Origin of the sequence: Pseudomonas sp. NFIX28, from assembly GCF_900107395.1 — a bacterium.
Taxonomy (GTDB): domain Bacteria; phylum Pseudomonadota; class Gammaproteobacteria; order Pseudomonadales; family Pseudomonadaceae; genus Aquipseudomonas.
In genome coordinates this window covers 240,001-252,783 of the sequence record NZ_FNPW01000002.1, presented here as the reverse complement: position 1 = coordinate 252,783, position 12,783 = coordinate 240,001, and the positions used below count along the sequence as shown (strand labels likewise).

Here is a 12,783-nt window from a genome sequence, read left to right as displayed (position 1 = left end):
CCCCCCTGTAGCCGCTGCCGAGCCTGCGAGGCTGCGATAGACCCGCAGGGTCTCCAGCGCCCTCAAGATCCCTGCGAGCATGCCGCTCGATCGCAGCCTTCGGCAGCGGCTACACAAGCATCGGGCCCGAGCGGAATATCGAGGGTGTCACCCCTCCCTGTGCGGTTTAGGCCAGTTGCCGCGCCAGCACGGCAATGTGCTCCGGCCCGATGCCGCAGCAACCGCCCAGGTGGCTGGCGCCGCGTTGTCGCCAGTCGGCCGCCCATTGCAGATAGCCCGGCGGGTCGAGGTCTTCGCGCAGCGGGTCGAGGCCATCGTTGGCCGTGGCTTCCTTGGGCTGCGGCGGGAAGGCGTTGGCGTAGGCGCCGATATTGATCTGTACCCCCAACCGCTCGAAGGCTGCCCGCGCCACGTCGATCGCCGCGCCTATCACTTCCGGCTGGCTGCAGTTGAACAGCAGGGCTTGTACCCCCAGCTCGGCAGCCACTGCCGCCGCATCCGCCACCGCCTCGCCGGAACGCAGGCGCGGCACTTGGTCGGGGTTTTCATCGAGCAGGGTAAACGACAGCCAGAAGGGCTTGCCGTCCTTGGGCAGGCCGGCGTGGATGGCCCGCGCCTCGACCGTGGAACTCTGGGTTTCCGCCAGCCACAGGTCGACATGCGGGGCCAGGCCGTTGACCAGCGGCGCCAGCAGTTCGGCGGCGCGGCCGGCTTCGAACAGGTCCGGGCGATAGGAGCCGAACAGCGGCGGCAGCGAACCGGCAACCCGCACCGGTTTGCCGGAAGCCTGTACCGCGCGCCGCGCCAGTTCGCCGGCCAATGCCGCCAGCGCCTGGCCTTCGGCGGCAAAACGCTCTTCGCCGATGTGGAACGGCACCACCGCGTAGCTGTTGCTGGTGATGACGTCGGCGCCGCTGTCGATGTAGGCCGCATGCACCGCCTCCACCGCTTGCGGCGCTTCGCTCAGGGCCAGCGCCGACCATTCGGGCTGCCGGAAGGGCGCCCCGCGGCGTTGCAGTTCCCGACCCATGCCGCCATCCAGAATTACCCTGCTCTCTGCGCCCATATGCTTTTTTCTCATATGCTTATGAAAATAACTCACTACCTGAGTCGTTCTTATAACTATTTAATACGCACCATTCAGTTAATAACAACCTTTTTTCTGCCCGGGATTCCCATGAAATTCAAACCGCTTCTGGCCCTGGGCCTGACGATTCTCGCTGCCTCCAGCCAGGCCTTTGGCGGCGCCACCCTGGACCGTATCGAACAGAAAAAAGAGCTGGTCGGCGTGTTGATGGAAAGCTACCCGCCCTTCTCCTTCCTCAACGACCAGAACCAGCTCGATGGCTTCGACGTCGATGTGGCCAAGGCCGTGGCCGACAAACTGGGCGTGAAGCTGCGCCTGGAAACCCCGTCCTGGGACGTGATCGCCGCCGGCCGCTGGAGCGGTCGCTACGACATCTGCATCTGCTCCATGACCCCGAGCAAGGCCCGCGCCGAGGTCTTCGACTTCCCGGTCCAGTACTACGCCTCGCCCGCGGTGATCGTGGTCAACGCCAAGGACGAGCGCATCCACGGCGCCAAGGACCTGAGCGACAAGAAAGTCGGCCTGACCAGCGCGTCCAGCTACGAAAGCTACCTGAACAAGAACCTGGTGATCGAAGGCGCCGAGGACACCCGGTTGCAGTACCCGTTCGACAACGTGCAGATCGCCCCGTACGACACCGACAACGTGGCCTTCCAGGACCTCGGCCTGGGCGCTGGCGTGCGTCTGGACGCGATTCTCACCAACCTGGTGAGCGCCCAGCCGCGCCTGGCCCAGGACGCGCGCTTCAAGCTCGCCGGCGAGCCGCTGTACGCCGAGCCCAACTCGGTGGCCATCGAGAAAGGCGACGCCCAGTGGAACGCCAAGGTCCGTGAAGTGTTCGCCCAGCTGAAACAGGACGGCACCCTGAGCAAGCTCTCGCAGAAATGGATCGGCGCCGACATCAGCCAATGACTTCTCTTTCGCAACCGCCTCGGCCGCCGCAAGCGCTGGCCGAGCCCCCGATCAAACGCCTCTTCGGCTTCCGCACTCGCCTGTACCTGACCTGGGCGGTGCTGTTCGGCCTGTTCGCCAGTTTCTTCCTGAGCTTCGACCTGAAGTTCTCGATCATCCTCGACAAGCTGCCCAACCTGCTCGGCCTGAGCCTGGCCCCCAGCGGCTTTTTGCAAGGCGCGGCGCTGACCCTGTTCCTCTGCGCCTGCTCGATCGTGTTGTCGTCGCTGCTGGGCTTCGTCACCGCGCTGGCCCGGCTGTCGAAAAGCGCCGTGGCCTTTGGCATCGCCAGCTTCTATGCCTCGTTCTTTCGCGGCACGCCGCTGCTGATCCAGATCCTGCTGATCTACCTCGGCCTGCCGCAACTGGGCGTGGTGCCGGGCGCCATCGCCGCCGGGGTGATCGCCCTGTCGCTGAACTACGGCGCCTACCTCAGCGAGATCTTCCGCGCCGGCATCCTCGGCGTGCCCCATGGCCAGCGCGAAGCCTCCCTGGCGCTGGGCATGCGCGACAGCGTGATCTTCTGGCGCGTGACCCTGCCGCAAGCCATGCGCACCATCATCCCGCCGGCCACCAACCAGTTCATCTCGATGCTCAAGGATTCGTCGCTGATCTCGGTGATGGGCGTCTGGGAAGTGATGTTCCTGGCCCAGTCCTACGGCCGCTCCAGCTACCGCTACATCGAGATGCTCAGCACCGCGGCGCTCATCTACTGGCTGCTGTCGATCGGCCTGGAGCTGATCCAGGCGCGGATGGAACGGCATTACGGCAAGGCCTACGCCAAACGCGGCTGAGGCTCAGCTGGCCGCCGAGGCCCGGGGATTTCCCGGGCCCTTTTCCAGGCGCTCGAGATCATCGAGCAGCGAGCGGGCGCGACTGGTTTTCTGCACGGTTACCACCCCCATCTGCAAACCGAAGGGCTTGAACACCGCGTTCAGCGACTTGAGGGTCGGGTTGCCGTCGCCGTGTTCGATATGGATCAGGGTGCGCAGGGAAAGCCGGCACATCCGGGCGAACTGGCTCTGGTGCAACCCCGTGACTTCGGTGCGCAGGCGCCTGACCGCATCGCCAATCGACAGGCGTCCGGCCGCCAGCTCCTGCTGGATGTCCTCGATCAGCGCGCCGCGTTCTTCCAGGTTCGTACTCATCGCAATCCCCACTCCTGCAGGCGTCGGTCCAGGTGGCGCAAATGCACGCGCGGATGGTTCAGGGTCGCCTCGGGCAAGCCGCTGGCGCTCAACAGGTCCGGCAGGGCCCGCAGGTGCTCGGCGTCTTCGCGCAGGCGCGCCAGGGCGGCCTCGGGGTCGGTCAGCGGCTTGAGGCTGGCGCACACCAGGCGCCAGTCCACGTCGCCCGCCACTTCCATGCGCCCGGGCCACTTGATGGTCCGGGTAATGCCCTCGTCGTCCATGACCGTGGGCGCCAGATCGTGGATCGGCGCCAGCCGCACTGTGCTTTCGGTGCGGATGATCGAGAGGTTGCGGCCGTGGTTATCCGAGTGGCCGAGGATGGTGTTGAGCAAGTCGCGGCGCAGGTAATCCGCCACCAGCTCGGGGATCGCCGACTCCTGGCCGGTGGCTCGCCACAGCTCGGCGAGGATGCCCAGCACCTCGGTGTGCCGCATGCCCTGGCCATGGCCCACCAGCCCCGCCAGGGAATAGATCGACTCGACCGCCAGGCGCTCCACCCCCGCCGGCGTAACCCGGCGGTCGAAGCGCTGCATCCACAGGCTGGGCCTGGGCCCCTCTTCCAGGGCCAGGCCCTGGGCCGGTGGCGTATCGATGCCCAGCTGTTGCAGCGCGCGGAAATAGTGGAATTCGCTGCGCAGGATGTCGCAGTCATTCTGCGTGGCCGGGTTGCGGGGAAACTTCACCCACCAGTGGCGCGCCGCCGCGGCGTCATCGAGCAGCGCATCGGGGAACAATAAGCCCTCGCGGTTCTCGGTCAGCAGCAGCTTGGGCGCTTCGCCGCCGATGCTCGCCGAACCGGCGAACGCCGCCCCCTGCTCATGGGCGTATTCAAGAAAGCGGTTGTCCAGGGCGCTCACCTGGCCCCGTGAAAAGCCCAGCGCCGGGCGCCTGCGCAGCCCCGCCAGCGACTCCTTGATCCGCAGGTTGCCCATCGGCGCCGCGCACGAGCGGGCCAGGAGGAACAATTCACCGCCCATGCCATCCGGCCGCTCATGGCCGATATGCCGCAACAAAAAGCGCCCGGCCGCCGCTGCCGGGGCAAGGTCGTAGATAAAGGCCGGGGCCCGTTCTTCTCGCCACGACTCCCAGCCCAACGGGATCTGCGCACTGACCGACCTGGCCAACGGGCTGGCGACCGCCTCCAGGTTATCCACCAGGTATTGCTGCACGTAAGCAAAACGGCAGGGGCTGGCGAAGCCCTCTTCGGGCCTGTCGAAGGCCAGGGTCATGGCGTCGCTCCAGGCCCCTGCGCGGTAGAGTTGCAAGGTCAGCCGAAGCACGTTTTCGTCTGCATTTTGATGCACTTTGAATCAGCCATAAGGCAAAAGAATGCATTCTAATGCAGATATCTGAAAATCAGAACGAAACAAGTGCATTAAAATGCAGCGAAACTTCACCTCGGGCAGCCCGCAAATCGCCCCTCAAACGGCCCAGCAGCACGCGGGCCAGCCTCCCGCCTCGGCTCGGCAACGGGCAAAAAAAAGGGAGGCCGTAGCCCCCCCGAGGTAAAACGTTGCAGATGAAAGGCCTGAAATCAGCCTTCGATCTCGATCAGGATTTCGCCCGGGTTGACCCGGTCGCCCTTGGCCACATGGATGGCGGTGACCTTGCCGGCGATGGCCGCCTGGACTTCGGTTTCCATCTTCATGGCTTCGGTGATCAGCACGGCCTGGCCGGCCTTGACGGTGTCGCCTTCCTTGACCAGCACGTCGACGATGTTGCCCGGCATGGTGGTGCTGACGTGGCCCGGCGCGCTGGCCTGCTTTCGCTTGCTGCTGCCGCCGCCGACGAACTCGTTGAGCGGCTCGAACACCACTTCTTCCGGCATGCCGTCGATGGACAGGTAGAAGTGGCGCTTGCCTTCGGATTTGACGCCGACGCCGGTAATGTCGACGCGGTAGGTTTCGCCGTGTACGTCGATGACGAACTCGGTCGGCACGCCCTCGCCACCGGCAGAGGCAACGCCGCCCGCTTCCGGGATCGGCAGCAGCACTTCCGGCGTCAGGGTGCCGGCTTCACGTTCTTCGAGGAACTTGCGCCCGATGTCCGGGAACATGGCGTAGGTCAGCACGTCTTCCTCGGACTTGGCCAGGGCGCCGATATCGGCCCGCAGCTTGGTCATCTCCGGCTTCAGCAGGTCGGCCGGGCGCACGTCGATCACGTCTTCGCTGCCGATGGCCTGGCGCCGCAGTTTCTCGTCCACCTCGCCCGGCGCCTTGCCGTAGCCGCCTTGCAGGTACAGCTTCACTTCGTTGGTGATGGTCTTGTAGCGCTCGCCGGCCAGCACGTTGAAGAACGCCTGGGTGCCGACGATCTGCGAAGTCGGGGTCACCAGCGGCGGGTAGCCGAGGTCGTGACGCACCCGCGGAATCTCCGCCAGCACTTCGTTCATGCGGTTCAGGGCGCCCTGCTCCTTGAGCTGGTTGGCCAGGTTGGAAATCATCCCGCCCGGAACCTGGTTGACCTGCACCCGGGTATCGACCGCAGTGAACTGACTTTCGAACTGGTGGTACTTCTTGCGCACAGCATAGAAGTACAGGCCGATTTCCTGCAGCAGTTCCAAGTCCAGGCCGGTGTCGAATTCACTGCCTTTAAGGGCGGCGACCATCGACTCGGTGCCCGGGTGGCTGGTGCCCCAGGCGAAGCTGGAGATCGCGGTGTCGATGTGGTCGGCGCCGTTTTCGATGGCCTTGAGCTGGCACATCGCGGCCAGGCCGGCGGTGTCGTGGGAATGGACGAACACCGGCAGCGACTGCTCGGCCTTCAGCGCCTTGACCAGCTCGCCGGTGGCGTAAGGGGTCAGCAGGCCGGCCATGTCCTTGATCGCTACCGAATCGCAGCCCATGGATTCCATCTGCTTGGCCTGGGCCACGAACGCCTGGATGGTATGCACCGGGCTGGTGGTGTAGGCGATAGTGCCCTGGGCGTGCTTGCCGGCGGCCTTTACCGCCTCGATGGCCACGCGCAGGTTACGCACGTCGTTCATGGCGTCGAAGATGCGGAACACGTCGATGCCGTTGACCGCCGCCTTGGCGACGAAGGCCTTGACCACGTCGTCGCTGTAATGGCGGTAGCCCAGCAGGTTCTGCCCGCGCAGGAGCATCTGCAGGCGGGTGTTGGGCAACGCGGCGCGCAGTTTGCGCAGGCGCTCCCACGGGTCTTCCTTGAGGAAACGCACGCAGGCATCGAAGGTCGCGCCGCCCCAGACTTCCAGCGACCAGTAGCCGACTTTGTCGAGCTTGTCGCAGATCGGCAGCATGTCTTCGGTGCGCATGCGGGTCGCCAGCAGCGATTGGTGAGCGTCGCGCAGGATGGTGTCGGTAACAAAAATCTTCTTGCTCATTGTTCTTTTCCTCACAGGCCTGCGTGGGCGGCGATGGCGGCGGCGATGGCCAGGGCCAGCTCTTCGGGTTTGCGCTTGATCGAGTAGTTGGTCAGTTCAGGGTGGCTTTCGACGAAGCTGGTGTTGAACTGGCCGCTACGGAATTCCGGGTTACGCAGGATTTCCTGGTAATACGCGGCGGTGGTCTTGACCCCTTGCAGACGCATGTCGTCCAGGGCGCGCAAGCCACGGTCCATCGCTTCTTCCCAGGTCAGGGCCCAGACCACCAGCTTCAGGCACATGGAGTCGTAGAACGGCGGAATGGTGTAGCCGGTGTAGATCGCCGTGTCGGTGCGCACGCCCGGGCCGCCGGGGGCGTAGTAACGGGTGATCTTGCCGAAGCTCGGCAGGAAGTTGTTTTTCGGGTCTTCGGCGTTGATCCGGAACTGCAGGGCGAAACCGCGGTGGTGGATGTCTTCCTGCTTCACCGACAGCGGCAGGCCGGAGGCGATGCGGATCTGCTCGCGAACGATGTCGATGCCGGTGATTTCCTCGGTGATGGTGTGTTCCACCTGCACCCGGGTGTTCATCTCCATGAAGTACACCTCGCCGTCGGCGAGCAGGAACTCCACGGTACCGGCGTTCTCGTAACCCACCGCCTTGGCCGCGCGCACCGACAGGTCGCCGATGTAGGCGCGCTGCTCCGGGGTCAGCTGCGGGCTCGGGGCGATCTCGATCAGCTTCTGGTTGCGGCGCTGGATCGAGCAGTCGCGCTCGAACAGGTGCACCACGTTGCCGAAGCTGTCGCCGAGGATCTGCGCCTCGATGTGCTTGGGGTTGACGATGCATTTTTCCAGGAACACTTCAGCGGAGCCGAAGGCCTTGGTCGCCTCGGAAATCACCCGCGGAAAGGCCTGCTCCAGCTCGTCACGGCTGTTGCAGCGACGAATGCCGCGGCCGCCACCGCCGGAAGTGGCCTTGAGCATCACCGGGTAACCGATGCGGTCGCCTTCGCTCAGGGCTTCATGGATATCGGCGACGTTGCCTTCGGTGCCCGGGGTGACCGGCACGCCGGCCTTGATCATGCTGCGACGGGCTTCGGTCTTGTCGCCCATGCGGCGAATCACTTCAGCCGACGGACCTATGAATTTGATCCCACGTTCGGCGCAAATGTCTGCCAGTTCGGCGTTTTCCGAGAGGAAACCGTAGCCGGGGTGCAAGGCGTCGCAGCCGGTCTCCACGGCCAGGTTCACCAGCTTGCGCGGGTTCAGGTAGCCGGCCAAGGGCTCGGCACCAATGCTGTGGGCTTCGTCCGCGCGCTTCACATGCAGGGCATGGCGATCGGCGTCGGAGAAGATCGCGACCGAGCGAATGCCCATCTCGGCGCAGGCACGCACGATTCGTACGGCAATCTCACCACGGTTGGCGATCAGGATCTTTTTTATCACTTGGAGGTACCCTTGAGCCGTTGGAACAGTCGACCCCTAGACCGGGCCGGCGCGTGACTAAATGTTTCAAGCCAGTCGCAGGCTCACACTATTCCTGTCGATGAATTAACAAAAATCAATAATTATTGGGTCGCTCATAAGCAAAGACTTATAGTTGATCCGACAGCCTTCGGCGCGAGACCTTAAAAAATGCGTAAGTCCTTGATGCGTATGACATTACGCCAACTGCAGATTTTCAATGAAGTCTGCGATCTACGCTCGTACAGCCGGGCGGCTGACGAAATGTCTCTCACTCAGCCTGCCGTCAGCCTGCAGATTCGCCAGCTGGAAGAGCTGATCGGCCAGCCCTTGTTCGACTACGTCGGCAAGAAGCTCTACATGACCGAGGCCGCCGAGGCCCTGCAACGGGCCAGCCGCGATATCTTCGGGCGCCTGGAAAACCTCGACATGCAGCTGTCGGACATGCAGGGCTCCTTGCAGGGCCAGCTGAAACTGGCGGTGGAATCCAGCGCCAAGTATTTCGTGCCGCACCTGTTCGCCGCCTTCAAGCGCCAGCACCCGGAGGTCAACCTGCAGCTGACGGTGGTCAACCGCGGCCAGGTGATCCGCCGCCTCTCGGACAACCGCGACGACCTGGTGATCATGTCCATGGTCCCGCAGGACATGGGCCTGGAATTCCTGCCGTTCCTCAACAACCCGATCGTCGCCGTGGCCCCGCCCGACCACCCGCTGTGCCACTTGGGGCCGCTGCGCCTGCAGGACCTGGAACCCTACAACCTGCTGGTGCGCGAACAGGGCTCGGGCACGCGCCTGGCCTGCGAGGAGTATTTCAAGGAAAAGCGCGTGCACTTCACCCAGACCCTGGAAGTGTCGTCGGCCGAGGCGCAGCGTGAGTGTGTGCGGGCGGGTCTGGGCGTGGCGCTGTTGACGCGCCACGCCCTGAACCTTGAGTTGGCGACCGGGGGCCTCGTCGAGTTGCCGGTCGAAGAGCTGCCGTTGTATCGCAGCTGGTGCCTGGTGCAGGCCAAGGCGAAACGCCTGTCACCGGTAGCGCATGCGTTCCTGGGGTTTATCCGCAGCGAACGGGTGCAGATCAGCGGGTTGGTTGAACGCTTTGACGGGAAGCCGCTGGGGCAGCCTGCCAGTAATTGACGGCTTCCAGCTCGGGGTAGTCGTTGATTTCCTGCTGCAGACGGCGCAGCTCACAGCGATGTTCGATCGCGCGGCGAAATTCCATGCGGCGCTGGTCTTCCTGTTGACGACGGGTCTTGACTGCGCTGCTGCTCTCTTCGTAAGGCCGGGCCATTTCGAGTCTCCCTATGCGAGTACGGGAGTTTCACGATGCGCCACCTCGATGACAGTTGTACGTCACTGGGGTAACAGAACGATGAAGCTTGCGGCGCTCGCCGGGCGGCTGCCCGGCAATGATCAACGGACCAGCTGCGAGTCATGCTGGTAACGATTCGGGCTCAAGGCCTTCAAGATGACTTTCTTCTGGGCATCCGACAACTCATGATACGAACGCAAGTGCGGGTTCAGCCGAAAGCACAGCCTGAGGCCACCGAACAGTGTTTGCGCGTACAGGATTTCATCCCGCAAGACTTCATAAGGCGTCGCAGTATGCATGCTCAACACCGAGCGCTCTCGGTCCTTGCTCTTGATGGCCTTGCAGATCAGCTTGCCGAACTGGGCCTCATCGCTTCCCGACGCCAGCAAACTGAAGAACTCTCCCATGAACTCGTTGAGCTTTTTCAGGGGATTGCATAGGTTCTCCAGGGGAGTTCGCGTCAGTTCCAACATGTCGCTGTTGAACTCCCTGATCGAGGAAAACACCGCTTGCACCGGGGCCGACCATTCAGGCGGTTCACTGAATGGAGTGAAAACCGTAGGCAGAGCCACGTGCAGCACACTGAGTTGTCGTTCAGATTCAATTCTTTTGTTGATCAAGGGGTTCAAGCATCCGTGGGGCAAGGTTTTTTCCTGCGAAATCTCGAGCGCAATAACATAAGACGCAGCATAGAACCCCAAATGCCCCAACTGCTGCTTGTCCGAGTACGGCAAGACGTTTCGATAAAACGCCAGGGACCGGGCAGTCTCGCCATTCTCCAATGCCAAGACGGCACGCGCCTGCCAAGCAAAGGCCTCGAACAGCCTGTAATCCGGATGCTGCTCCAGCTTCGAGAATGCCTGCTCGATCGCCACGGGGTCCCTGTACTCCTCTTCAGTGGCCAGAACAAGCTGGTACAAGGGTTCGAACGCCTCCACTGACCGTGCGCCGACTTGCTGGGAAAAGATAGCGAACTGGCGCTCAAGATGGCCATTTCCACTGGCATTCAGCAATCCGGAAGCAATGAAGCCATCGAACAGCCCGATATGCGAGGTAGCCAGTCGATCCGGCTCCCGGCGCCCGCAGAATGCTTCGTAGTGGTAACGAAAACGTTCTACCAGAGTGGCCTTCGAGTCCATTCGGGTAGAGCCGTACATCTCGGAAAAACGACTCAGCGCGGTCGCCGCCATATAGGCGCAGTGCACGGTGCCCAGCAACTCCTGCTGCTCTGCTGCAGTCAGCTTGCTGGATGAAATCTCTGCCCTCAGGCCTTCGACTTCAGCGTTGATCGTGGAGATTTTCTTATGGGATTTATCGCTGACCTTGTCCAGGGCATAGAAAAAATCCGGAGCGTCTACCGTGGCTGGAACCAGGCTTTTTATATAGGCCTTTACCGCAGCCGCTTGTATACCGCTGGTACCGTGGCTGACCAGCAGTGCGTGGAAATGATGGAGCGTCGTTTGAGGAGAAAGCTTGCCGCTCAACCGATGCAGAAGTACGGCCAGTTGCGGCAGTACCCAGATATCCAGAAACCGGGCTATTCCCGTTGCGTAATCTTGGTAAGTGATGATCGGGCGTGATCTCAATATCGAAAAGACATGCTCGTATTGATTCAGATAGTGCTGGAGCGTACTGGCCAGCGCCTTGTCGTCCTGCACCAGGTACCTGAGCAGGTCCGGCAGCAGCCCCTGCTCCACTTCATTGTTTTTCCTGAAGTACAGCTTCTGCTTGGCCTCATAGGACCTGAGCCCGGAAAAGCCATCAGCAGTGGAAGTCACCAGTCCTGCTCCCCAGCACAACACCTCGAAGACTTCAAAATACGCTGGAATCCTGACCATCGACTGTCGCTCCTTGAAAAATGGACACCGCCTCCTCGGATTTCCGGTCAACCGGAAAATGCCCGCTCTCTATTATCGCCCTCGCAACACTCAGCTGGACAAACCCATTCCTGTTTCCTTTTGGAGAGCGTCACCATGGCCACACCCGAACACGAAAAATTCCCCGGCGAAGCACCTGCCGGGCAACCCACGGTCTTCAGCCCAGGCAAAGAGGACACCCTTGCTGCCCTCGCTGCCAGTCAAAGCCAGGAGTCGGCACCTGACGCTGCGGCCGACCCCGATGAAGTCGATGAAATCATCGATGAGATCGCCGAGCACCAGGATCTGCTGGAAAGGATCCACGCCAACCTGAGCGCCAAGCAGCGGCGCATCGACGATCTGTCGGACGACGACACTTGCTACGAAGGTTATGGCGAGGAACTGGTACGGCTCGAGGAGGCCGACGAGCAATTGCTGGCCGCGGAAAAGCTGCTGGATTTCAAGCCGGACCTTGCGGCAGTGCGCCGGGCGCGCAGCCTCAGCGAAGACGCGGCGGGCACCCTGATGGAAGTGAAGCCGGACGACCTCGATGACCAGGATCAGGACGACGCCACGCTGCCCTAGCCCGGATGATCACCCGGGCGCTGCCGGCAGCTCAATCGTCGAGGGCTTTTACCGACTTGGGCGACAGGCGCAGGCTGCGAAGGCTGCGCTTGACGCTCTTGAGGTGGTTGACCAGGCTCGGGCCGCGGGCCATGGCCACGCCCATCGCCAGCACGTCGATCACCACCAGGTGGGCGATACGCGAGGTCAGCGGGGTATAGATTTCGGTGTCTTCGTGCACGTCGATCGCCAGGTTGACGGTCGACAGCTCGGCCAGCGGGGTCTGGCTCGGGCACAGGGTGATCAGCGAGGCGCCGCTTTCACGCACCAGATTGGCGGTGATCAGCAGGTCCTTGGAACGCCCGGACTGGGAAATGCAGATCGCCACGTCGGTGGGCTTCAAGGTCACCGCCGACATCGCCTGCATATGCGGGTCGGAATAGGCCGCCGCGGTCAGCAGCAAACGGAAGAATTTGTGCTGGGCATCCGCCGCCACCGCGCCGGAAGCGCCGAAGCCGTAGAACTCCACGCGCTGGGCCTGGGACATGAGGGTCACAGCCCGTTGCAGCTCCACCGGATCGAGCTTCTCGCGAACCTCCATCAGCGTGTGCAGGGTGGTGTCGAAGATTTTCAGGCTGTAGTCGGCGACCGAATCGTCTTCGTGAATCGCGAACTGGCCGAAGCTCGCCCCGGCGGCCAGGCTCTGGGCCAGCTTGAGCTTCAGGTCCTGGAACCCGGAACAACCGATGGCGCGGCAGAAGCGCACGATGGTCGGCTCGCTGATCCCCACGCTGTGGGCCAGGTCGGCCATGGAACTGTGCATCACAGCCGCAGGGTCGAGCAGCACATGATCGGCGACCTTGAGCTCCGACTTGCGCAAGAGATGGCGTGATTGGGCGATGTGCTGCAACAGATTCAAAGGGCTGGACTCGTTGTTATGGGGCAGACGCCCAAGGATGTAGCAATCTTGTAGTTATACTACATGAATTCGCTTTTTGCCTGCTCAATGCGTAACTGAATCACCTTTGCGCCCCACTG

Annotated in this window: 11 protein-coding genes and 1 pseudogene; 4 read left to right on the top strand and 8 right to left on the bottom strand. The window is 62.6% G+C overall.

The features are described 5' to 3' along the window. Window positions 1–166 precede the first annotated feature (166 nt). Complete coding sequence (locus BLV20_RS04595) at window positions 167–1,066, bottom strand: homocysteine S-methyltransferase family protein (protein ID WP_092297627.1); 900 nt, start codon at window positions 1,064–1,066, stop codon at window positions 167–169. Window positions 1,067–1,177: 111 nt separating this feature from the next. On the opposite strand from BLV20_RS04595, the gene BLV20_RS04590 reads away from it, so the two are divergent. Continuing rightward, window positions 1,178–1,999: an ABC transporter substrate-binding protein gene (locus tag BLV20_RS04590; RefSeq protein WP_092297624.1), complete on the top strand. Its 822-nt coding sequence runs from the start codon at window positions 1,178–1,180 to the stop codon at window positions 1,997–1,999. Further along, window positions 1,996–2,832, top strand: coding sequence for an amino acid ABC transporter permease (locus BLV20_RS04585; RefSeq protein WP_092297621.1), 837 nt, complete (start codon window positions 1,996–1,998; stop codon window positions 2,830–2,832). The genes BLV20_RS04590 and BLV20_RS04585 overlap by 4 nt, the downstream gene beginning before the upstream one ends. Window positions 2,833–2,922: 90 nt before the next feature. Here the strand turns inward: BLV20_RS04585 and BLV20_RS04580 are convergent. The 4 genes and pseudogenes from BLV20_RS04580 to BLV20_RS04565 form a co-directional block, all read right to left on the bottom strand. Further along, a pseudogene (locus tag BLV20_RS04580) lies at window positions 2,923–3,186 on the bottom strand (helix-turn-helix domain-containing protein); the annotation flags it as partial. After that, complete coding sequence (locus BLV20_RS04575) at window positions 3,183–4,457, bottom strand: type II toxin-antitoxin system HipA family toxin (RefSeq protein WP_092297615.1); 1,275 nt, start codon at window positions 4,455–4,457, stop codon at window positions 3,183–3,185. The gene BLV20_RS04575 and the pseudogene BLV20_RS04580, both read right to left, overlap by 4 nt. 305 nt (window positions 4,458–4,762) lie before the next feature. Beyond that, window positions 4,763–6,571: a sodium-extruding oxaloacetate decarboxylase subunit alpha gene (gene oadA, locus BLV20_RS04570; RefSeq protein WP_092297612.1), complete on the bottom strand. Its 1,809-nt coding sequence runs from the start codon at window positions 6,569–6,571 to the stop codon at window positions 4,763–4,765. Window positions 6,572–6,582: 11 nt separating this feature from the next. Next, entirely contained in the window at window positions 6,583–7,998 is a 1,416-nt protein-coding gene (locus BLV20_RS04565; protein WP_007927582.1) for an acetyl-CoA carboxylase biotin carboxylase subunit, read from the bottom strand. A 189-nt stretch (window positions 7,999–8,187) separates the two neighbouring features. Here BLV20_RS04565 and BLV20_RS04560 point away from each other — a divergent pair, with 189 nt between their 5' ends. Continuing rightward, window positions 8,188–9,150, top strand: a complete 963-nt coding sequence (locus BLV20_RS04560) for a LysR family transcriptional regulator (protein WP_092297608.1) — start codon at window positions 8,188–8,190, stop codon at window positions 9,148–9,150. Here BLV20_RS04560 and BLV20_RS31675 read toward each other — a convergent pair. Further along, window positions 9,092–9,304 (bottom strand): PA3496 family putative envelope integrity protein, encoded by a 213-nt coding sequence (locus tag BLV20_RS31675; protein ID WP_092297605.1) that lies wholly within the window; start codon window positions 9,302–9,304, stop codon window positions 9,092–9,094. The two genes, BLV20_RS04560 and BLV20_RS31675, sit on opposite strands and share 59 nt — an antisense overlap. 122 nt (window positions 9,305–9,426) lie before the next feature. Then, window positions 9,427–11,163 (bottom strand): hypothetical protein, encoded by a 1,737-nt coding sequence (locus BLV20_RS04545; RefSeq protein WP_092297602.1) that lies wholly within the window; start codon window positions 11,161–11,163, stop codon window positions 9,427–9,429. Between the two features lie 135 nt (window positions 11,164–11,298). Between BLV20_RS04545 and BLV20_RS04540 the strand changes: the two genes are divergently transcribed. Then, window positions 11,299–11,766: a hypothetical protein gene (locus BLV20_RS04540; RefSeq protein ID WP_092297599.1), complete on the top strand. Its 468-nt coding sequence runs from the start codon at window positions 11,299–11,301 to the stop codon at window positions 11,764–11,766. Window positions 11,767–11,797: 31 nt separating this feature from the next. Here the strand turns inward: BLV20_RS04540 and hexR are convergent, their stop codons facing one another. Further along, window positions 11,798–12,664: a transcriptional regulator HexR gene (gene hexR, locus BLV20_RS04535; protein ID WP_007927594.1), complete on the bottom strand. Its 867-nt coding sequence runs from the start codon at window positions 12,662–12,664 to the stop codon at window positions 11,798–11,800. Window positions 12,665–12,783: the final 119 nt, after the last annotated feature.

Bases quoted from the DNA above. Each gene is read 5' to 3' on its own strand.
- BLV20_RS04560 (WP_092297608.1), top strand. From the start codon at position 8,188: ATGCGTAAGTCCTTGATGCGTATGACATTACGCCAACTGCAGATTTTC.
- BLV20_RS04585 (WP_092297621.1), top strand. From the start codon at position 1,996: ATGACTTCTCTTTCGCAACCGCCTCGGCCGCCGCAAGCGCTGGCCGAG.
- BLV20_RS04575 (WP_092297615.1), bottom strand. From the start codon at position 4,457: ATGACCCTGGCCTTCGACAGGCCCGAAGAGGGCTTCGCCAGCCCCTGC.
- BLV20_RS04545 (WP_092297602.1), bottom strand. From the start codon at position 11,163: ATGGTCAGGATTCCAGCGTATTTTGAAGTCTTCGAGGTGTTGTGCTGG.
- BLV20_RS04590 (WP_092297624.1), top strand. From the start codon at position 1,178: ATGAAATTCAAACCGCTTCTGGCCCTGGGCCTGACGATTCTCGCTGCC.
- oadA (WP_092297612.1), bottom strand. From the start codon at position 6,571: ATGAGCAAGAAGATTTTTGTTACCGACACCATCCTGCGCGACGCTCAC.
- BLV20_RS31675 (WP_092297605.1), bottom strand. From the start codon at position 9,304: ATGGCCCGGCCTTACGAAGAGAGCAGCAGCGCAGTCAAGACCCGTCGT.
- BLV20_RS04595 (WP_092297627.1), bottom strand. From the start codon at position 1,066: ATGGGCGCAGAGAGCAGGGTAATTCTGGATGGCGGCATGGGTCGGGAA.
- BLV20_RS04540 (WP_092297599.1), top strand. From the start codon at position 11,299: ATGGCCACACCCGAACACGAAAAATTCCCCGGCGAAGCACCTGCCGGG.